We start from the raw sequence: 18218 nt of genomic DNA, 5'->3' as shown, positions 1-18218 counted from the left end.
ATGCGCTTCGGAGTGGTGATCTTCCCCGGCTCCAACTGCGAACAGGACGTCGTTCACGCCGTCGGCCATCTGGGGCATGACGCCGGCTACATCTGGCATGGCGACACCGACCTGACCGGCTACGACGCGATCGTCCTTCCCGGCGGCTTCAGCTACGGCGACTACATCCGCTGCGGCGCGGTGGCGCGTTTCAGCCCCGTGATGGCCGAAGTGGTGCGCTTCGCCGAGGCCGGCGGCCCGGTCATCGGCATCTGCAACGGCTTCCAGATCCTCGCCGAGGCGCACCTGCTTCCCGGCGCGTTGCTGCGCAACCGCGGTCTCAAGTTCATCTGCAAGACCGTGAGCCTCCGCGCCGAGGAGAGCGTCTGCCAGTGGCTCGACGTGCCGGCCGGCACGGTGCTCCGGATACCCATCAACCACAACGAGGGCAACTTCATCTGCGATGACGAAACGCTCGCGCGCCTGCAGGGCAGCGGGCAGATCGTGCTGCGCTACTGCGAGGCGGACGGCTCTCGCGCCGAGGGCGGCAGCGCCCCCAACGGCGCGCTCGACGACATCGCCGGCATCTGTAACGAGCGTGGCAACGTCTTCGGTCTCATGCCGCATCCCGAGCGGGTGGTGGATCCGCTGTCCGGTGGCACCGACGGGCAGCACTTCTTCGCCGCGATAGCCCGGCGTGTCGTGGAGGTGGCGTCATGACGCTCGAGACGCTCTCCCCCGAACTCGCTCCGCAGCTCGCCATCGAACTGGGCCTCAAGCTCGATGAGTACGAGAAGGTCGTCGAGATCCTCGGCAGGGTGCCGAGCGTGACCGAGCTCTACATGTACTCGCTCATGTGGTCCGAGCACTGCAGCTACAAGCACTCGCGCAAGGCGCTCAGGATGTTCCCGACCGCAGGCGAGCACGTGCTCCAGGGCCCGGGTGAGAACGCGGGCGTCATCCGCGTGGGCGACGGCTGGGCGGTCGCCTTCAAGATGGAGTCGCACAACCATCCCTCGGCGATCGAGCCGTACCAGGGCGCGGCCACCGGCGTGGGCGGCATCATCCGCGACATCTTCACGATGGGCGCGCGGCCGATAGCCAGCCTCGACTCACTGCGCTTCGGCACGCTCGACAAGCCGCGGCAGCGATACCTGTTCGAGGGCGCCGTGGCGGGCATCGGCGGGTACGGCAACTGCCTCGGCGTGCCCACCGTGGGCGGCGAGGTCTACTTCGAGGAAGCGTACGAGGGCAACTGCCTCATCAACGCGATGGCGATCGGCCTCATGCGCGAGGAGAACCTCACCCGTGCGGTGGCAGCCGGCCCCGGCAACCTCGTGCTGCTCATCGGCTCGACCACCGGCCGTGACGGCATCGGTGGCGCGTCAACGCTCGCGAGCCAAGAGTTCGACGAGAAGGCCGAGGACAAGCGTCCGAGCGTGCAGGTGGGCGACCCGTTCGAGGAGAAGCTGCTGATCGAGGCGTGCCTCGAGCTCTTGGACGGCAAGCTGCTCGTGGGCCTCGGCGACCTCGGCGCGGCCGGGCTCACGTCGAGCGCGAGCGAGATGGCGAGCCGCGGCGGCGTGGGACTCGACATCGACGTGACCAAGATCCCGGCGCGCGAAGAGGCGATGAAGCCGTTCGAGTTCATGGTCTCCGAGAGCCAGGAGCGCATGCTGGCGATCGTGACTCCCGAGAACCTCGAAGCCGCGCATGCGGTGTGCGAGAAGTGGGGCCTGCGCTCGACGGTGATCGGCGAGGTCACCGGGACGGGTCGCTTCGTGGTCCGCGAGGGCGACACGGTTGTGGCCGACATGCCCGCCGCCACGCTCGCCCACGACGCGCCGATCTACGACCCGGCCAAGGAGCGCCCGGCCTACCTCGACGAGGTGCAGGCCTTCGACCCGATGGGGCTGTCCCATCCCGAGGGGCGCGAAGCGCTCTCGGGCACGCTCCTCGCGTTGCTCGCGAGCCCCAACATCTGCTCGCGGCACTGGATCTGGGAGCAGTACGACCACCAGGTGATGGTGAACACGGTCGTGCTGCCCGGAAGTGACGCCGCCGTGCTCCGCGTGGGCGACACCGGGCGCGGCGAGGTCTCGAACCGCGGCATCGCCGTCAGCAGCGACTGCAACGGCCGCTACTGTTACCTCGACCCGTACGTGGGGGCGCAGATCGCGTTCGCCGAGGCCGCGCGCAACGTGGCGTGCTCGGGCGGTCGTGCCGTGGCGATCACCGACTGCCTCAACTTCGGCAATCCCGAGAAGCCCGAGGTGTTCTGGACGTTCTACGAGTCGATCCGCGGCCTCGCTGACGCCTGTACCGCCTTCGGCGTGCCGGTCATCAGCGGCAACGTGAGCTTCTACAACGAGAGCTTCGGCCAGCCCATCTACCCGACGCCCACCGTCGGTCTCGTCGGCCTGCTCGAGGACGTCGAGGATCACTGCACGATGGGCTTCAAGCACAGCGGCGACGAGGTCGTGCTGCTCGGCCGCACCAAGGCCGAGCTGGGCGGCAGCGAGTACCTCAAGGTCGTGCACGGCCGGGTGGCCGGCCGTCCGCCGAAGGTGGACCTCGTGGAGGAACGGCTGCTCGACGAGCTGCTCCTCACGGCCATCGGCACGGGGCTCGTGCGCTCGGCACACGACTGCTCGGAGGGCGGGCTCGCCGTGGCGCTCGCCGAGTGCTGCCTTGCCGGCGGCATCGGCGCGACAGTCGACGCCGGGAGCACGCTTCCGGGCGCGGCGGCACTGTTCAGCGAGAGCCAGGGGCGCGCGATCGTCACGGTGCCGGCGGGCGGCTACAGCGCGATCAAGGCGCTTGCGGCTACGCACGGGACCGCCTGCGTGAAGCTCGGCACCGTTGGCGGTGCTAGTCTACGCGTAGGAGACCTCGTGGATGTGACGCTCGACGACCTGCGATCGGCCTACGAGCCCACGCTCGAGCGGCTGGTCCACGGCGCCGAAACGCTGCAGACCGAGGAGCTTGCCGAAGGCTAGGGGGTTGCCGTGGAGCTGCTGACCGCGCTCGGCCTGTCGATCCCGGCGGGTCTCAACGCCTACATACCGCTGCTGGCGATCTCACTCGCCCAGCAGTTCGGATGGCTCGAACTCAAGGAGCCGTTCAACGCGATGGGCGAGTGGTGGATGATCGCGATCATCGCGGTCCTGCTCGTGATCGAGATCGTGGCCGACAAGGTGCCCGCCGTCGACCACGTGAACGACGTCATCCAGACCTTCATCCGTCCGGCGGCAGGCGGCATCGTGGCCGTCGCCGCAGCCGGTAGCACCACCGACGTCAGCCCGTGGCTGCTCGTGCTTGCGGGCGTACTCCTTGCGGGCGGCGTGCACGCGGCCAAGGCCACCACCCGGCCCGCTGTGAACGTGACCACCGCCGGGATGGGCGCGCCGATCGTGAGCGCTGCCGAGGACATGGCGGCCGTGGCGATGTCGATCATCGCGATCGTGGCGCCGATCCTCGTCGCGTTCTTCGCGGCAGGGCTCGTCTACACGTTCTGGCGGCTGTGGCAGCGCAAGAAGAGGACCGGCAGCATCGTCGCGGATTACTAGGCGCGCATGCCCCTCGACGCCGACGACCTCCGCCAACTGCAGGCCGACCTCCGCTCGGAGGATTCCGACGTGCGTGCCGCGGCGGTCGTGCGCGCGTCTGCGGCCATCGACGCCACCGTCATGAGCGTGGTGGCGCAGGCGCTGCTCTCCGAGAACCCCGAGGTGCGCGCGAAGGCGCTCGCGCTCATCGATCGGCTTGCGGAGCTGGCCGAGGAGTAGCGGAACCGCGGGACGGCATGCGCGTGTCCCGCGCTGCGTAGTCCTCGCCGGGGGCCCGCGGCGCCTCGGAGGGCATGCCTCCTCGGCGCCTACCCCGGCTGCGGAGTGACTCCGCGCAGAACACGCGCACGCCATCCCGCGTACGGCGCCCGCAAGGGGTACACGCTCCTGCGAGGGGTGGGTGATGACGATGTTCTGTCCGTCATGCGGTCGGCGAGTGGCCGACGACGCGTCGTTCTGCGATGGCTGTGGTGCAACGCTCGTCGAGGCGCGCGAGCAGTTCTCTGCGATGAAGCCGGTGTCCGAGGCGGCGCCAGTCGCACCGCCCACTCCAGCACCCGCAGCTCCGTCAGAGCCCGCACCTGCTCCCGCGCTTACCGCGCCGCTTCCGGTCGCGGCCCCTCCGGCCGTAGCACCCCCCAAGCGCACCCGAGGGCCTCGCCGCTGTGGCGGATGAGGGCCTTACCGGCTACATCGACGAGCGCGGCGAGTGGGCGATCGAGCCCACGTGGGAGTACGCCGAGGAGTTCACCGGGGGCCTCGCCATGGTCACGAGCGGCCTTTCGGTCGGCTACATCGACCGCAGCGGCCGGTTCGTGTGGGAGCTGCAGGAGTAGCGTACGTGCGACGCTACGGCGTCATGTGGTCGAAGAGCGCCTTGAAGCGCATCGCTGCGGGCAGCGAGCCTCGAAACGAGATCCTCTTGCGGAAGAACGCGGCATCGTAGTCGAGCTTCCCGAACAGCAGGGCCATGAACGTCCCGAGCTCGCCTTCGATCTCGGCGAGCGGCTCGACCTCCGGCGCCATGACGAAGCGCGCGTCGCGTACGGCGATCACGAAAGGTCGGGATACCCCGCGCACGCGCAGTGCGATCGCCTGCCCTTCGTAGTCGGGCAGGTGCCGTCTCGCCTCGGCGCGCCCCGAAAGCACGCGAAGCGTGAGCAGGACGAAGGGAGCGAGGAACCCGTAGATCATGACAGCCGCCGCCTTGCCGTCGGCCCAAAGCGCAGCGATCCTTCGATCGCTGCCTCGAGCGCGAGCCTGGTGTTCTCGGCCGACGCCTCGCCGCGGAGCAGCGCGGCGTACGCCGAAGCGACCGGAGCCACCTCGCCGGGGCCGAGCCACAGGCGGCCGAACGCGGCGCCAGCCTCGGCGTATCCGGTGATCTCGTCGACGGTAGCGATCACCTGTCCCGGCAGGACGGCCGGGCCATCAGCCACGAACCCGTCTGCACCCTCCAGGTTCTTGAGCACGAGCCCGTCCTGTTCGCGGCAGACGTGTCCGCACGCGTTCTGCGGCCGGCCGGCGAACCGGGTGGCATAGCAGCGCCAGGAGTGAGCGAGTGGCGGGCGGCCGTGACAGAAGACCTCGACCGGCAGCGGGCCGTTGGCGCTGAGATCGGTCATGGTCTGGGGCATGAGGTCGATACGCAGTGATACGCCCGAGCAGCCCCAGTCCCGGACGATCTCGAGATCGTCGTTGTTGTACAGGCTCGTGAGCGGCCCGGCCACGACCGTCATCTCCTCGAAGCGCTCCTTGAGCCACGGGATGAAGCCGAGATTGTTCACCTCCACGGTCCGCACGCGCTCGATGTACGGTTCGGCCGCCTCGTAGTCGGCCTCTCCGGCGGGCAGGGCGAGTGTCGAGAAGAACACCTGCTTGCCGGCGTCTTCGAGCAGCGTCACAGCCTCCTCGAAGGCGCGCAGCGGTATCAGGCGCTTGGCGCAAAAGAGCTCGCCGATGTAGACCCGGTCGATGTCCGGGCTTGCGGACGCCTCGCGGTAGAACTCCGCGATCGCGCTGGCCGGGTACCGGCCGGAGAGCGGCGCGAGTGAGAGCTTCATGTCTTCTCCCCGTACGCGGTCGTGGTGAACTCGCCGCCTTCGAAGAGCGCCGCGAGCCGGGCCTCCCATTCGGGTCGGACGGTGAATCGTGCGGGATCGGCGTAGTACGCGTCGATCGCCTCGCGGAAGACGCTCACCGCCTCACGGACGTACATCTTGCTGCGCTGGCGTCCCTCGATCTTGAGGGCGTCGACGCCCGCCTCCACAAAGGCAGGCAGCATCGTCATGGTCTGCAGCGAGGAGGGGCTCTGAAACGGGTAGGTCACACGTCCGGAGCGCTCCTCGCGGTACCGGCCCTTGCAGGGCGTCGGGTACGTGCGGACCTCCTCGGCGGTGAACGAGTTCATGAGGTACCCGTCGAGACGCATCTCCAACGTGTCCGCCGACTCGTCGAACTCGATGAGCTCGGCGGGCGAGCATGCACCGTAGGTCTGGTTCGGCACGCCGGTCACGTAGCACGACATCGTGCAGTTCGGTTCATAGTTGATGCACAGCAGGCCGAAGGCGAAGGTCTCGATCTCCACATCGGTCGCGCGCCGCACCGCGGCGATCTCCTCCATCGACAGGATGCGCGGAAGCACCACACCCTTGATGCCGAACTCGTCTCTCAGCATGTTGATGAAGCGCGCAGTGGCGGCGCCGCCCTGGACCGACACCTGCACGGGCATCTCGGGGAAGTGATCGTGCACGAAACGCATCGCTGCGAGGTCGGCGATGATGAGCGCGTCCACGCCGAGGGAGACCGTCGTCTCGATGTCGCGGTAGACCGCCTGCACCAGGTCGCCCTGCGGATACGCGTTGATCGCGACGTAGATCTCCTTGTCGCGCTCGTGCGCGTACTCGAGTCCCTCGCGCAGCTCCTGGACGGAGAAGTTGATGCCGGGGAAGTTGCGGATGTTGCTGAGCGAACGCAGTCCTGTGAAGACGCCGTCGGCGCCGGCGTCCACGGCTGCCCTCAGCGAGGGCAGTGTGCCGGCTGGCGCTCGCAGCTGGATCTTCCGGGCGGCCACGCTACCAGTTCACCACCAGGAGAAGGACGATGATGCCGAGGTTCAAGAGGATCGTCGCGAAGCAGAGCTTCTCGAGTCGCTTCTCCTCTTTCCAGGCGCCCACCTGGATCGCCGTAGAGACGTCCAGGCTGAGCAGTACCGGGAGTGCCAGGATGTAGCGCCGCCAGCCCTCGAAGTAGGTGAAGCCGAGGTAGGCGAGCGAGGCGATGGTGGCCACTCCGAGGAGCGTGTACACCCACGCCGCCCGCTCCCGGCCTATGCGGGCCACGAGGTTGCGCTTGCCGCTCGCCTTGTCGGACTCGTAGTCCGGGTACTCGTTGGCCACGATGACCATCACGATGGTGAGCGCGACGGGCAGGCTCATGAGGTGCACCATACTGCCGCTCGGCACGCCGCCCGTCAGGTAGTAGCCGATGAAGACCGGGATCCAGCCGACCGAGATGCCGATCATGAGCTCGCCGAGCCCGCGGTAGATGAGACGGAACGGTGCACCGGTGTACGCGTAGCCGATGAGGGCCGAGAGGGCGCCGAGCACGAGCGTGAGCGGGCCGGTCTCGAAGCCGAGCTGGATCACCAGCCCGAGCACGAGCGCGAGCGCTGCGCACAAGCCGGCGGCGATGAGGACTTTCCGCCGCTCCACGAGCCCCAGAGGCAGAGAGCGGGACCCGCCGCTGAACTTGTTGTGGGCGACGTTCGCCACGTCGGTCTCGTAGTCGAAGTACTCGTTGACGAGGAACGTCATCGCCATCACGAGGGCGACCGCGATGCTGGCGAGCCCCCAGATGGCCCACGACATCGCGTTGCCGTCACGGACGGCGAGCAGCGTGCCGAGGCTGAAGGGCAAGACACCCACAAGGTAGAACGGGGGGTCGCGGAAGACCTTCACCCATCCACGGACGGTATTCTTCGGCGCAGCGGCGACGTGCCCCATGGTGCCCCCTTCGTCGGCGTCCCCAGAATCCTACCATCAGTCCGGCACGGCACCGCTCGTGCTATCCTATGCCGCGTCAGCCCGTCCCCACGCAAGGACTCCCAGTCTCCATGAGTGACCAGCGCTTGACCGACCCCTCGCTCTCCAGCGGTGACGTGTGTCCCGCAGACGGCTGGATCCTCTCGGAGCGGCCGGAGAACCCCGAAGAGGCCTGTGGCGTCTTCGGCGTCTACGCGAGCAACGAGGACGTCGCACGGCTCACGTACTTCGGCCTGCACGCGCTTCAGCATCGCGGCCAGGAGTCGGCCGGCATCGCGGTGGCCGACGGTCACACGCTCATGGTCGTGAAGAACCTCGGGCTCGTGCCGCAGGTCTTTACCGAGGGCGACCTCGACTCGCTCCAGGGCCATCTCGCGGTGGGTCACACCCGCTACTCCACCACCGGCTCGGGCAAGAAGTGGGAGAACGCGCAGCCGATGATCAGCTCGATCGGCCCCAACACCATCGCGCTCGGCCACAACGGCAACCTGGTCAACACCGCGTCGCTCCGTGAGGAACTCCACGCGCTCGGCGTGCGCTTCCGCTCCACCACCGACTCCGAAGTGATGGTCCGCCTCGTGGACCACTTCACGCAGGTGCACAACTCCATCCGTGGTGGCATCCGCGACGCGATGCAGATGATGCGCGGTGCCTACTCGGTCGTGATGATGTCCGAGGAGGCGCTCTACGCCTTCCGCGACCCGCACGGCGTGCGGCCGCTCGTGCTCGGCCAGCTGAACGCGGGCCGACGAGGCTGGGTGATCGCTTCCGAGACGTGCGCGCTCGACATCGTAGGTGCCGAGTACCTTCGCGACGTGGCGCCCGGCGAGCTCATCCGCATCAAGGATGGCGAGCTCGAGAGCGAGCAGGCGGTGCCGCCCGGTGCGCCGAGCATGTGCCTGTTCGAGTTCGTGTACTTCGCGCGCCCGGACAGCGTGCTCTCCGACTGCTCGGTCTACGAGTCGCGCCGTCTCCAGGGGATGGCGCTCGCCAAGGTGCTCCCCGTAGACGCCGACCTCATCATCGGCGTGCCCGACTCGGGCATTCCCGGCGCCGTCGGCTACGCGCGGGCGAGCCGCCTGCCGTACGGCGAGGGACTCGTGAAGAACCGCTATGTGGGGCGCACGTTCATCTCGCCCACGCAGTCGCTTCGGCAGCAGGGCATCCGCCTCAAGCTCAACCCGCTCCGCCACATCATCGATGGCAAGCGACTCGTGGTAGTGGACGATTCGATCGTGCGCGGCAACACCTCAAAGCAGCTCGTGCAGCTGCTGCGCGACGCTGGTGCGGCCGAGATCCACCTTCGGCTGACCTCACCGCCGGTGGTGTGGCCGTGCTTCTACGGCATCGACACCGACACGCAGGAGCAGCTCATCGCCTCGAGCCACTCGGTGGAGGAGACGCGTGCCTTCATCGGCGCCGATTCGCTCGCCTACCTGCCGCTCGAGAACCTCGTGGCCTCCACGGGGCGGCCAGCCGGGGAGTTCTGCCGGGCGTGCTTTGACGGCGAGTACCCGATCGAGGTGCCCGAGAGCGTCCGGCGCGGCAAGCTCGCCCTGGAGCCCAACGCGTGAGTTGGCTCCCATCCGCCTGGACGGCCCTGCACGATGGGCTGCTCTTCTCCCTGCAGTACAACCCGCTGTGGGCAGCGCTGGGTGCCGGGCTTGCGGCCGCGCTCATGGGCTTTCCGAAGGCGAAGCGCGACCGGCGGCAGTGGGCCGCACTCGTGCTGCTGGCGGCGTGGCTCGTGGGCGACGGACTGCGCATCCTCGCTCGCGCGCGCGACTACTTCGACAGCTCGGCGGCGTACACGACAGCGGGGCTTCCGGTGTGGCAGGGCTGGGTGATGCTCGGCGCGTGGGCGCTCGGGTCGCTCGCGCTCGGCTATGCGGTACCCGCGATCGTGGGGGCGATGGTGGGCAAGCGCGTGACGCACGGCACCGGGTGGCTCGCTGCCGCGGCGATCGCGAGCGCGCTCACGCTCGCGGTCTCGGCCGGGGTCGGCGCGCTCGGGTAGGGGCTAGCCGAGCGCTCGCATCTTGCACGCGCCCGAGGCGGCCAGCTTCTTGTCGTCGGTCACAAGTTCGCACTCCAACTCCCGGGCGAGTGCGGCGAATGCGGCATCGTACGCGGTGATCCTGTGCTCGACCGCGAGCCGTGCGGCGCGCTCGAGAAGTGCGTCGTCCGGCTCAACGAAGACGATGTGGAGCTGCCGGAGCAGACGCAGGGCACGAGCGATCTGCGCTGCACTCGCCCTGTGCGACCAGAGCGCATTCATCACCTCGAGCAGCAGGTGGCTGGGTGCGTGGAGCGTGACGTCCCCTGCTTGGTGCCGGTCGAGGAGCTCCGAGGCCGCTTCGACGCGCAGCTCACCCTGGGGCTTGAGCCACTTCAACGCCACCGAAGTGTCCACGACGAGTGGCGCGGTGCTCACCGCTGACCCGCCTTCCGGCCATGCCCGTCTCGGTCGGCGCGGACCGCTGCGGTGCCGTCGAACGCTCCAAGGTCCTTCGCGAGCTTCTTCATCTCTCGCCGGGCCGTTCCGATATCGGCCTGGCGCTCCTCGGCTGCGCGCTGCTCGTGCAGCATCGTGACGTACATCGCAGACGCCTCCTGGATGATGCCGCTCCGCGATCGCTTGAGCCATGCGGCAATCTCATCGAGGTCCTCGACGAGCCCGTCGGGCATCGAGATGTTGATCTTGGCCATCGCCATGGTAGTCCTCCGTGGTAGTGCCACATGGTAGTGCTGCGAGCAGTATACCCAAACAGGCAAGGGAGGTGCGCTACAATGCACGCGTGCGCAACCGTCCGCGCACCACTCGAGGGGAGACCATGGCAACCGAGGAGCCAAAGCACCCGGTCGACTACCGCGCCGCCGGCGTGGACACCGCTGAAGGCGCGCGCGCCGTCGAGGGCATCCGCAGCCATGTGCGCAGCACGTATCGTCCCGAGGTGATCGGTGACATTGGCGGCTTCGGCGGCCTGTTCTCGGCCTCGGCGTTCAAGGACATGGCCGATCCGGTGATGGTCTCCGGCACCGACGGCGTGGGCACCAAGATCGAGCTCGCGAAGCTGCTGGACCGCCACGACACTGTGGGCATCGACCTCGTGGCGATGTGCGCGAACGACATCTTAGTCGCGGGCGCCGAGCCGCTCTTCTTCCTCGACTACATTGCTGTCGGCAAGCTCGACTCGGCGCGCATGGAGCGCATCGTCGCGGGCGTGGCCGAAGGCTGCGTGCAGGCCGGCTGCGCGCTCGTGGGCGGCGAGATGGCCGAGCACCCGGGCACGATGGCGCCTGACGACTACGACCTCTGCGGATTCTGCGTGGGCGTGGTGGACCGGCCGAAGATGATCACCGGCGAGACCATCGCACCTGGCGACGTGATCCTCGGCCTGGGCTCGAGCGGCCTGCACTCCAACGGCTTCTCGCTCGTGCGCAAGGTGCTCGTAGAGGGCCGCGAGGCCGACCTCCCGCTCCCGCGCGTGGACCTCGGCGGCATCACGCTCGGCGAGCTGCTGCTCACACCTACGCGCATCTACGTGAAGTCCGTCCTCGCCACGCTCGCCGAGGTGCCCGTGAAGGGCATGGCGCACATCACCGGCGGCGGCATCACCGAGAACCTCGACCGCGCGCTGCCCTCAACGTGTGACGCGCGCGTGGTGCGCGGCTCGTGGAAGGTGCCGCCGGTCTTCGGCCTCGTCCAGGCGGCGGCGGGCATCGACGACGCGGCCATGTTCCGCACCTTCAACATGGGCGTGGGCTTTGCGCTCATCGTGGACCGCAAGCACGCACCGGCTGCCGCCGCGAAGCTCCGCGAACTCGGCGAGAGCGTGAGCGAGATCGGCGAAGTCGTGGAGGGCACGGGGGTGGTCACGTATGTCTGAGCTTGAGGCCCCGCAGATCTGGGACGCAGTGGCAGTGCCGCTCGAGCTCGAGGAGGACCTCCCGCTCGCACTCGGCGTGCTCATCTCGGGCAGCGGCACGAATCTGCAGGCGCTCATCGATGCCATCGCAAGCGGTGCGCTCGACGCGCGGATCACCGTGGTGATCTCCAACAAGGAGGCCGCGTACGGTCTGGAGCGTGCGCGCCACGCGGGCATCCCCGCGGTGCACATCGACCCGGCGAAGCACGGGGACTACCGCGCGTACAACCACGCCATCCGCGAGGCGCTTACGGCGCACGGTGTGGAGCTCGTGGTGATGGCAGGTTACATGCGCCTGCTCGGCAACGAGGTCCTGCGCGCCTATCCCGGCGCGGTCGTGAACCTGCATCCGGCGCTGCTGCCGGCATTCCCCGGCGCCTCGGCGATTCACGACGCGTTCGACTGGGGCGTCAAGATCACCGGCGTGACCGTGCACTTTGCCGACGAGGAGTTCGACCGCGGGCCGATCATAGCCCAGGAGCCCGTGCGCATCGAGGACACCGACACGGCCGAGATGCTCGAGGCCAAGATCCACACCGTCGAGCACCGGCTGCTTACCGAGGCCATCGGCCTCATCGCCGACGGGCGCGTGAGCGTCTCCGGCCGCATCGTACACATCAGCGAGGGGTAGGGACACCAGGCATGGACAACGTCACCATCAAGCGCGCGCTCGTCTCGGTCACCGACAAGACCGGCGTGGCCGAGTTCTGCAAGGCGCTTTCCGACGAGTTCGGCGTGGAGATCGTCTCCACGGGCGGCACGGCAGCGGCGCTCGCCGAGGCAGGCGTGCCGGTGCGGCCCATCGACGACCTCACTGGCTTCCCCGAGATGATGGACGGGCGCGTGAAGACGCTTCACCCGAAGGTCCACGGCGGCCTGCTCGCGCGGCGTGACTCGGCAGAGCACATGGCAGCCGCCGAGGCGCACGGCATCAGCATGATCGACATGGTGATCGTGAACCTCTACGCCTTCGAGGCCACCGTCGCGCGCGAGGGCGTGACCCTCGAAGACGCGGTCGAGAACATCGACATCGGCGGCCCCAGCATGCTGCGCTCGGCGGCCAAGAACTTCGAGTCCGTGGCCGTCGTGACCGACCCCGCCGAGTACGAGGTCGTACTTGAGGAGCTGCGTTCGACCGGTGGCGCTACCACCCGCGAGACCCGCAAGCGACTCGCCACCGACGTCTTCCGCCTCACGAGCGCCTACGACAGCGCCATCTGGATGTACCTCTCCGAGTACGGCAAGGAGCGCTTCCCCGAGGAGGTCCGCTTCCGTCTCGAGAAGGTGCAGGACCTGCGCTACGGCGAGAACCCGCACCAGGACGCGGCGTTCTACCGCTTCATCGACGCCAAGGAGCACACGCTCGCTCGCGCCGTGCAGGTGCAGGGCAAGGAGCTCTCGTACAACAACATCCTCGACACGGACTCGTGCTGGACGGCGGTCCGCGAGTTCTCCGAGCCGTGCTGCGTGATCGTGAAGCACACCAACCCGTGCGGTCTGGCCATCGCGCCCGGTCTCGCCCTGGCCTACCAGCGCGCGTACCAGGCCGATCCCGTCTCGGCATACGGCGGCGTGATGGCGTTCAACCAGATCGTCACGGCGGACGTCATCGAGGCCATGTACGAGAACAAGCACTTCGTGGAGGTCATGATCGCGCCCGACTACGAGCCCGCGGCGCTCGAGCTTCTCGACGAGAAGCGGAACCTGCGCGTGCTCAAGACCGGCGGCGTGCGCCTCACCGGCGGCCACTACGAGTCGCGTGCGGTCGAGGGCGGCATGCTCGTGCAGACCTCGGACGCGGTGAACGAGGACCCGTCGCGCTTCCGTGTGGCCACGATCGCCAAGCCGACCGACGCCGAGATGGAGCAGCTGCTCTTCGCCTGGAAGGTCGCCAAGAGCGTGAAGAGCAACGCCATCGTGCTCACCAAGGACTTCGCCACCATCGGCGTGGGCGCCGGGCAGATGAACCGCGTGAACTCGGCGCGCATCGCGGTCGAGGCCGCGGGCGATCAGGCGCGCGATGCGGTGTGCGCGTCGGACGCGTTCATGCCGTTCCCGGACACGCTCGAGGTGTGTGCCGAGGCCGGCGTCACGGCGTTCATCCAGCCGGGCGGCTCGATTCGCGACGATGACGTGATCGCCGCGGCCAACCGCCTCGGCGTGTCGATGGTCTTCACCGGGCACCGCCACTTCCGCCACTAGGGCGCCGGTCATACGATGTGCCGAAGGGCCGCGCAGTGCGCGGCCCTTCGCGCTGGCGCGCTTGCGGGGGGTCAGAGGTAAGGAGTACGCTCCGAAGTAAGGCATCCGCGTATGGTAAGGAATCGCGGAGCCGCAGCGGAGGTGCGCATGCCACAGGCCAAGATCACGTCCAAAGGTCAGGTCACCATACCCGCCGAGGTGCGGGAAGCGCTCGGGCTCAAGCAGGGCGACATGCTCGTCTTTGAGGTGCAGGCCGAGTACGCGGTGGTGCGCAAGCGGCCGAGCATCACCGACATAGCGGAGAAGTACGCCTATCTGTTCGAAGGCAAGGAGCCGCGGTATGCAACCAAGGATGAGGCCCTAGCCGCCTACTTCCGGGATCTCGAACCGGATGACCTGGCCGAGGAGCCGATTCTCGCTCAGCCCAAGCGGCTCCGCGGGGGGCAATCGGAATGATCCGGGCGGATACGAACGTCGTCCTCTCGCTGCTGATGCCACCTCGCAGATCCGAGGCGTCGCGTATCGTGGAGCAGGCCGAGACGTTTGGGCCGTTCGTGGTGAGTGAGTGCGTGTTCGTGGAGGTGTGCTGGGTGCTGGAATCGGTGTATTCGATACGGCGCGGCGACGTGGCGCTGATGATCGGGGATGCGCTCCAGAGCGAGCACCTTGTCTCATGGGATGCGGCACTCTCCCGGCGCGCACTGGGCATCATGGGCGCAAACGAGAGGCTGAGTGCCGTTGATGCTCTGCTGGCCGCCCATGCGGCCGACGGTGACATGATCTTCACGCTTGACCGGGCTCTTGCCAGCACCATCCAGAACCTCTAGTCGCTACTCCTGTGGCATGTGCACCGTGCGCTGCGGGAAGGGGAAGCTGATCCCCTCTTCGGCGAAGCGCGCGTGGAGCGCCTTGATGAACGCGCTGCGCAGGGGGAACTGGTCGCCGTAGCCGGGCACGTAGAGGATTGCTGCGCAGAGGATCTGGGAGTCCTGGAACGCGCGGAACCGCACGATCGGGTCGCGCTCGCCCACGTCATGGCCGGCTTCGTCCATCACCTGCGCGGCCACCTCGGTCACGATGCGCTGGACGTGGTCGAGGTCGGTGTTGTAGCCCACGCCGAACTCGACGGTGGTCGCCACCGCCTCGGCAGGCAGACGGTAGTTGGTGACGATGGCCTGCGCGAGCACGCTGTTCGGCACGATCACGAGGTTGTCCGACTGTGTGCGGAGCGTGGTCGTGCGCCACGCGGTGTCGGTGACCGTGCCCTCCTGCCCGGTGTCGAGCAGGAGGTAATCGCCAGGGCGAATCTGCTTGGATGCCACGAGTTGCAGCCCGGCGAACAGGTTGCCGAGCGTGTCCTGCAGCGCAAGCGCCACAGCCAGGCCGCCCACGCCGAGCGCGGTGATCACCGGCGTGATCGAGATGCCGAGAACGTTGAGCACGAAGCCGGTCCCGAGAACCCACACCGCCGCGCGCGCGATGTTCACGAAGATGCTCGTGGTGGGGACGGCCGCTGTTGCGCCCATCCAGCGTCGCACGAGCTTTCCGACGACGCGCGTCGCCACGAGGGTAATCACGACGATCGCGGCAATGGTAAGCCAGCGAGTGAGCACGACTTGGGATATCTCGAGGCCGAGGATCGTCACGGTGTGCCTTTCGTGCGGACGCTGTTCTGGCTGATTATACGGTTACCTCGCGGGCGACGGCGGGGCGCGCGGGGGCTCGCCGCCGGGCGCGTCGTTGACCAACCTCCCGTGCGTGCTAAACTACCCCTTGCGCTTGCGGCCGGGTCGTGCGGACCCGGCACGGAACATGCAGGTCACGGGCCGTTAGCTCAGCTGGCAGAGCAGGGGACTTTTAATCCCAAGGTCGCTGGTTCGAGACCAGCACGGCCCACCAAACGCATACAGGCCCCCATCGTCTAGCGGCCAAGGACTCCGCCCTTTCAAGGCGGCAACAGGGATTCGAATTCCCTTGGGGGCACCATAAAACCGCAGGTCAGAGTGCCTGAGTGGCCCGATTTCGAGCGTGAAATCGGGCCACAATTGTCTTCGGGCCGAAAGCGGTTGGAGGCTAAAAGCGCAGGTCAGAGGGTGTGTAGATGCCTTGATGCGGCCAATTAGCAGTCCCTTTTGTCCAGAATCGCGTTCGGGCGAGTTGTTGCCCGATTTGTTGCCCGATTGCGTGGTGGAATGTCGGGGCGTGATCTTCGGCGTCCCCTTCTCACTCCAGGTGGTTCTGGGAGAACGAAACAGCAGCTCAGAGCGTTAAGTGGGGTTTCGTCCAGACTGCTCAGCAGCGGCCACTTGCGGCATGTGTTGTCTAGAAGTACTATGTTGTGCATGATGCGCAACACGGACATATCAAACAACACCATCTTTGCCCGAGCGCTCGACGAACTTCGCTCACGCCTTCCCCGGACGTGGCGGGTGGAGGTCATCGATCGGCGGGCGTATGTCCCCGGACCGGATGCGGTGGTGCGGGTCGTGGGGCCGGATGACAGGGCGTCATTCCTGTTGATAGAGGTGAGGAGTCGGCTCGACCCGAAGGACGTCGAGCCGCTCGTGTCTCGATTCGCGATGCGTCTGTGGCAGAACCGTGAGGCGACCCCGGTCGTGGTGGCTCGCTACCTCAGCGAGCGGACCCGCGAGAGTCTGCGCGCGCGTGAGGCCGGCTACATCGATCTGACCGGCAACATGTACTTGCGGCTGAACGATCCGGCCGTGGCGATCGAGCGGGTCGGCGCCGACAAGGATCCCGAGCCGGCGCAGCGTCCTGCACGCTCCCTCAAAGGGGCCAAGGCCGGTCGGCTCGTAAGGACTCTCGTTGACTTCACTCCGCCGCTCGGAACACGAGAGATCGCGAAGCTCGCGGAGATCGACCCCGGCTACGTATCGCGGCTGCTCGCGATGCTTGAGCGAGACGACCTCATCGGACGTGAACCTCGCGGCCCGGTCACCAGCGCAGATTGGCCCAATCTCCTGCGCGCGTGGACGAAGGACTACTCCCTCGGTTCCTCCAACCTCGCCACAGCCTACCTGCAGCCTCGCGGTCTTCCGGCCTTGCTCGACGCTTTGCGTGGGCAGGAGGGCGAGGCTGGTGTGACCTACGCGATCTCAGGTTCGCTCGCCGCTACGCGGCGGGCTCCGATCGCTCCGGCGCGTCTCGCGGTCGTCTACGTCGAGCGCTTGGACGAGGCCGCACAGATGCTCGGCCTGCTTCCCGCCGAGACGGGGGCGAACGTGCTTCTCGTCGAGCCGTTCGATGGCGTCGTATTCGAGCGCACGGTTCTCGATGACGGCCTGCGGTACGTGGCGCCCTCGCAGGCCGCTGCCGACCTGCTCACGTCTTCCGGCCGCGGGCCGGAAGAGGCGGAAGCGCTCATCGAGTGGATGCTCGCCAACGAGGAGGAGTGGCGTGCATAGCGAGGAGTACATCGTCGCCCGCAGGGCACTGCTCGACGCGCTCGAGGCACTCGAGGGTCACCGCGATGCGCTGGTGCTTGTCGGCGCGCAGGCGATCTACCTCCACACCGGTGCGGCCCAGTTCGCCGTCGCCGAATTCACGACCGATGGTGATGTCGCGATCGACCCACGCCACCTCTCGGCCGAGCCCGAGATCGCTTCGGCGATGCGCAAGGCCAAGTTCTTCCTCGATATGCGCGACGGCAGGGAGCTCGTGGGTGTCTGGGCATCCATGCGCGAGATCGCCGGCGTGCCCGCCAAGGTGACCGTCGATCTGCTCGTGCCCGACGCTCTGGGAGGCGCTGGCCGGCGCGCTGCCCGGGTGCCGCAGCACGAGAAGGGTTCGATGCTCAAAGTCCACGGGCTGGAGGCGGCACTGGTGGACAACAGCGTCATGCGCATCGGTGCGCTCGAGGCGACGGATGTCCGGAACTTCACGATGAAGGTGGCCGGTCCCACGGCGCTGCTGATCTCCAAGACGATCAAACTGTCCGAGAGAGTCGCTGCCGGCGCACTCGAGCGGGGCCGTCGCGACAGGGTGAAGCCCAAAGACGCGCTTGACGTGCTCCGCCTGCTCCAGGCGATCCCGAGCGCGCGGCTGGCCGAGGGCTTCGCGGGACTGCTGAAGGACGGGATTGCCGGGCCAGTCACCGCAGAGGCACTCGGCAGCGTGTCTGGCCTCTTCGGCAACGTCAGCTCCCCGGGCAGTCAGCTCGCGGCCGAGGCAGCGGCACCAGAGCCGCCCGACGTGATCGCGTCGTCGTGCGCCGCGCTGTGTGCCGAGTTGCTGGCTGCAATCGGGGACCAGGGAATTGGCGGCTGAGGCGCCAAGATCGGGCCCCGCCAGACTCGCCATTCACTCGCCATCCGTCCGCGAAACAGCTCGAAACGGCACCTCGCGGCTGGTACGCGTCGGCACGGAAACAGCCTCTGACCTGCGGTGATTCGGCATCGGTATGAACCGCCCCGAAACACCCTGCGAGCAGGTGCGCCGATTCGAATTCCCTTGGGGGCACCATTTGTCGCAGGTCA

21 protein-coding genes and 2 tRNA genes are annotated in these 18218 nt (G+C 67.7%); 16 read left to right on the top strand and 7 right to left on the bottom strand.

Annotation, left to right across the window (positions count from 1 at the left end):
- The 5 genes from purQ (at position 1) to Q7W51_00095 (ending at position 4384) form a co-directional block, all read left to right on the top strand.
- Positions 1–699: a phosphoribosylformylglycinamidine synthase subunit PurQ gene (purQ, locus tag Q7W51_00115; GenBank protein MDO8846779.1), complete on the top strand. Its 699-nt coding sequence runs from the start codon at positions 1–3 to the stop codon at positions 697–699.
- Positions 696–2978 carry a phosphoribosylformylglycinamidine synthase subunit PurL gene (gene purL / locus Q7W51_00110; GenBank protein MDO8846778.1) on the top strand — a complete coding sequence of 761 codons (2283 nt, stop codon included), beginning with the start codon at positions 696–698 and terminating at the stop codon, positions 2976–2978. The genes purQ and purL overlap by 4 nt, the downstream gene beginning before the upstream one ends.
- A 9-nt stretch (positions 2979–2987) precedes the next feature.
- Positions 2988–3548 carry a DUF4126 domain-containing protein gene (locus Q7W51_00105; protein ID MDO8846777.1) on the top strand — a complete coding sequence of 187 codons (561 nt, stop codon included), beginning with the start codon at positions 2988–2990 and terminating at the stop codon, positions 3546–3548.
- Between the two features lie 6 nt (positions 3549–3554).
- The gene (locus Q7W51_00100; GenBank protein ID MDO8846776.1) at positions 3555–3767 is read left to right on the top strand and encodes a hypothetical protein; all 213 of its coding nucleotides are present in this window, start codon (positions 3555–3557) and stop codon (positions 3765–3767) included.
- A gap of 446 nt (positions 3768–4213) precedes the next feature.
- Positions 4214–4384 carry a WG repeat-containing protein gene (locus Q7W51_00095; protein MDO8846775.1) on the top strand — a complete coding sequence of 57 codons (171 nt, stop codon included), beginning with the start codon at positions 4214–4216 and terminating at the stop codon, positions 4382–4384.
- A 13-nt stretch (positions 4385–4397) separates the two neighbouring features.
- Here Q7W51_00095 and Q7W51_00090 read toward each other — a convergent pair whose 3' ends face one another.
- From Q7W51_00090 to Q7W51_00075, 4 genes are read right to left on the bottom strand one after another with little or no spacing between them, the layout of a single operon-like run.
- Positions 4398–4742 (bottom strand): SCP2 sterol-binding domain-containing protein, encoded by a 345-nt coding sequence (locus tag Q7W51_00090; GenBank protein ID MDO8846774.1) that lies wholly within the window; start codon positions 4740–4742, stop codon positions 4398–4400.
- The gene (locus Q7W51_00085; GenBank protein ID MDO8846773.1) at positions 4739–5611 is read right to left on the bottom strand and encodes a U32 family peptidase; all 873 of its coding nucleotides are present in this window, start codon (positions 5609–5611) and stop codon (positions 4739–4741) included. Before Q7W51_00085 ends, Q7W51_00090 begins: the two co-directional genes overlap by 4 nt.
- On the bottom strand, positions 5608–6621 hold the full coding sequence (locus Q7W51_00080) for a peptidase U32 family protein (protein ID MDO8846772.1): 1014 nt from the start codon (positions 6619–6621) through the stop codon (positions 5608–5610). The genes Q7W51_00085 and Q7W51_00080 overlap by 4 nt, the downstream gene beginning before the upstream one ends.
- A gap of 1 nt (position 6622) precedes the next feature.
- A complete protein-coding gene (locus Q7W51_00075; GenBank protein MDO8846771.1) occupies positions 6623–7552 on the bottom strand; it encodes a prenyltransferase in 930 nt (309 codons plus the stop codon).
- A 110-nt stretch (positions 7553–7662) separates the two neighbouring features.
- On the opposite strand from Q7W51_00075, the gene purF reads away from it, so the two are divergent.
- Both purF and Q7W51_00065 read left to right on the top strand, forming a co-directional pair.
- Positions 7663–9165 (top strand): amidophosphoribosyltransferase, encoded by a 1503-nt coding sequence (gene purF, locus Q7W51_00070; GenBank protein ID MDO8846770.1) that lies wholly within the window; start codon positions 7663–7665, stop codon positions 9163–9165.
- Positions 9162–9608 carry a hypothetical protein gene (locus Q7W51_00065; protein ID MDO8846769.1) on the top strand — a complete coding sequence of 149 codons (447 nt, stop codon included), beginning with the start codon at positions 9162–9164 and terminating at the stop codon, positions 9606–9608. The genes purF and Q7W51_00065 overlap by 4 nt, the downstream gene beginning before the upstream one ends.
- A 3-nt stretch (positions 9609–9611) precedes the next feature.
- Here Q7W51_00065 and Q7W51_00060 read toward each other — a convergent pair whose 3' ends face one another.
- Together Q7W51_00060 and Q7W51_00055 are read right to left on the bottom strand one after the other, a co-directional pair.
- On the bottom strand, positions 9612–10025 hold the full coding sequence (locus tag Q7W51_00060) for a type II toxin-antitoxin system VapC family toxin (GenBank protein ID MDO8846768.1): 414 nt from the start codon (positions 10023–10025) through the stop codon (positions 9612–9614).
- Positions 10022–10306: a ribbon-helix-helix protein, CopG family gene (locus tag Q7W51_00055; GenBank protein MDO8846767.1), complete on the bottom strand. Its 285-nt coding sequence runs from the start codon at positions 10304–10306 to the stop codon at positions 10022–10024. The genes Q7W51_00060 and Q7W51_00055 overlap by 4 nt, the downstream gene beginning before the upstream one ends.
- A 119-nt stretch (positions 10307–10425) precedes the next feature.
- Between Q7W51_00055 and purM the strand changes: the two genes are divergently transcribed.
- The 5 genes from purM (at position 10426) to Q7W51_00030 (ending at position 14549) form a co-directional block, all read left to right on the top strand.
- Entirely contained in the window at positions 10426–11481 is a 1056-nt protein-coding gene (gene purM / locus Q7W51_00050; protein ID MDO8846766.1) for a phosphoribosylformylglycinamidine cyclo-ligase, read from the top strand.
- Positions 11474–12151 (top strand): phosphoribosylglycinamide formyltransferase, encoded by a 678-nt coding sequence (purN, locus tag Q7W51_00045; GenBank protein ID MDO8846765.1) that lies wholly within the window; start codon positions 11474–11476, stop codon positions 12149–12151. The genes purM and purN overlap by 8 nt, the downstream gene beginning before the upstream one ends.
- 11 nt (positions 12152–12162) lie before the next feature.
- A complete protein-coding gene (gene purH, locus Q7W51_00040; protein ID MDO8846764.1) occupies positions 12163–13722 on the top strand; it encodes a bifunctional phosphoribosylaminoimidazolecarboxamide formyltransferase/IMP cyclohydrolase in 1560 nt (519 codons plus the stop codon).
- A gap of 147 nt (positions 13723–13869) precedes the next feature.
- Positions 13870–14178 carry an AbrB/MazE/SpoVT family DNA-binding domain-containing protein gene (locus Q7W51_00035; GenBank protein MDO8846763.1) on the top strand — a complete coding sequence of 103 codons (309 nt, stop codon included), beginning with the start codon at positions 13870–13872 and terminating at the stop codon, positions 14176–14178.
- Positions 14175–14549: a PIN domain-containing protein gene (locus Q7W51_00030; GenBank protein MDO8846762.1), complete on the top strand. Its 375-nt coding sequence runs from the start codon at positions 14175–14177 to the stop codon at positions 14547–14549. The genes Q7W51_00035 and Q7W51_00030 overlap by 4 nt, the downstream gene beginning before the upstream one ends.
- Before the next feature lie 3 nt (positions 14550–14552).
- Here Q7W51_00030 and Q7W51_00025 read toward each other — a convergent pair whose 3' ends face one another.
- The gene (locus Q7W51_00025; protein MDO8846761.1) at positions 14553–15368 is read right to left on the bottom strand and encodes a mechanosensitive ion channel family protein; all 816 of its coding nucleotides are present in this window, start codon (positions 15366–15368) and stop codon (positions 14553–14555) included.
- A gap of 177 nt (positions 15369–15545) precedes the next feature.
- On the opposite strand from Q7W51_00025, the gene Q7W51_00020 reads away from it, so the two are divergent.
- The 4 genes from Q7W51_00020 to Q7W51_00005 all read left to right on the top strand — a co-directional run bounded on the left by Q7W51_00020 (position 15546) and on the right by Q7W51_00005 (position 18009).
- Positions 15546–15621, top strand: a tRNA-Lys gene (locus Q7W51_00020).
- A gap of 11 nt (positions 15622–15632) precedes the next feature.
- Positions 15633–15708: transfer RNA gene (locus tag Q7W51_00015), tRNA-Glu, on the top strand.
- Between the two features lie 356 nt (positions 15709–16064).
- The gene (locus Q7W51_00010; protein ID MDO8846760.1) at positions 16065–17147 is read left to right on the top strand and encodes a hypothetical protein; all 1083 of its coding nucleotides are present in this window, start codon (positions 16065–16067) and stop codon (positions 17145–17147) included.
- The gene (locus tag Q7W51_00005) at positions 17140–18009 is read left to right on the top strand and encodes a hypothetical protein (protein MDO8846759.1); all 870 of its coding nucleotides are present in this window, start codon (positions 17140–17142) and stop codon (positions 18007–18009) included. The genes Q7W51_00010 and Q7W51_00005 overlap by 8 nt, the downstream gene beginning before the upstream one ends.
- Positions 18010–18218 lie beyond the last annotated feature (209 nt).

Source organism: Coriobacteriia bacterium (genome assembly GCA_030652115.1).
GTDB lineage: Bacteria > Actinomycetota > Coriobacteriia > Anaerosomatales > Anaerosomataceae > UBA6100.
The sequence above is the reverse complement of the archived record's forward strand: the minus strand, read 5'-3'. Positions and strand labels throughout refer to the sequence as shown.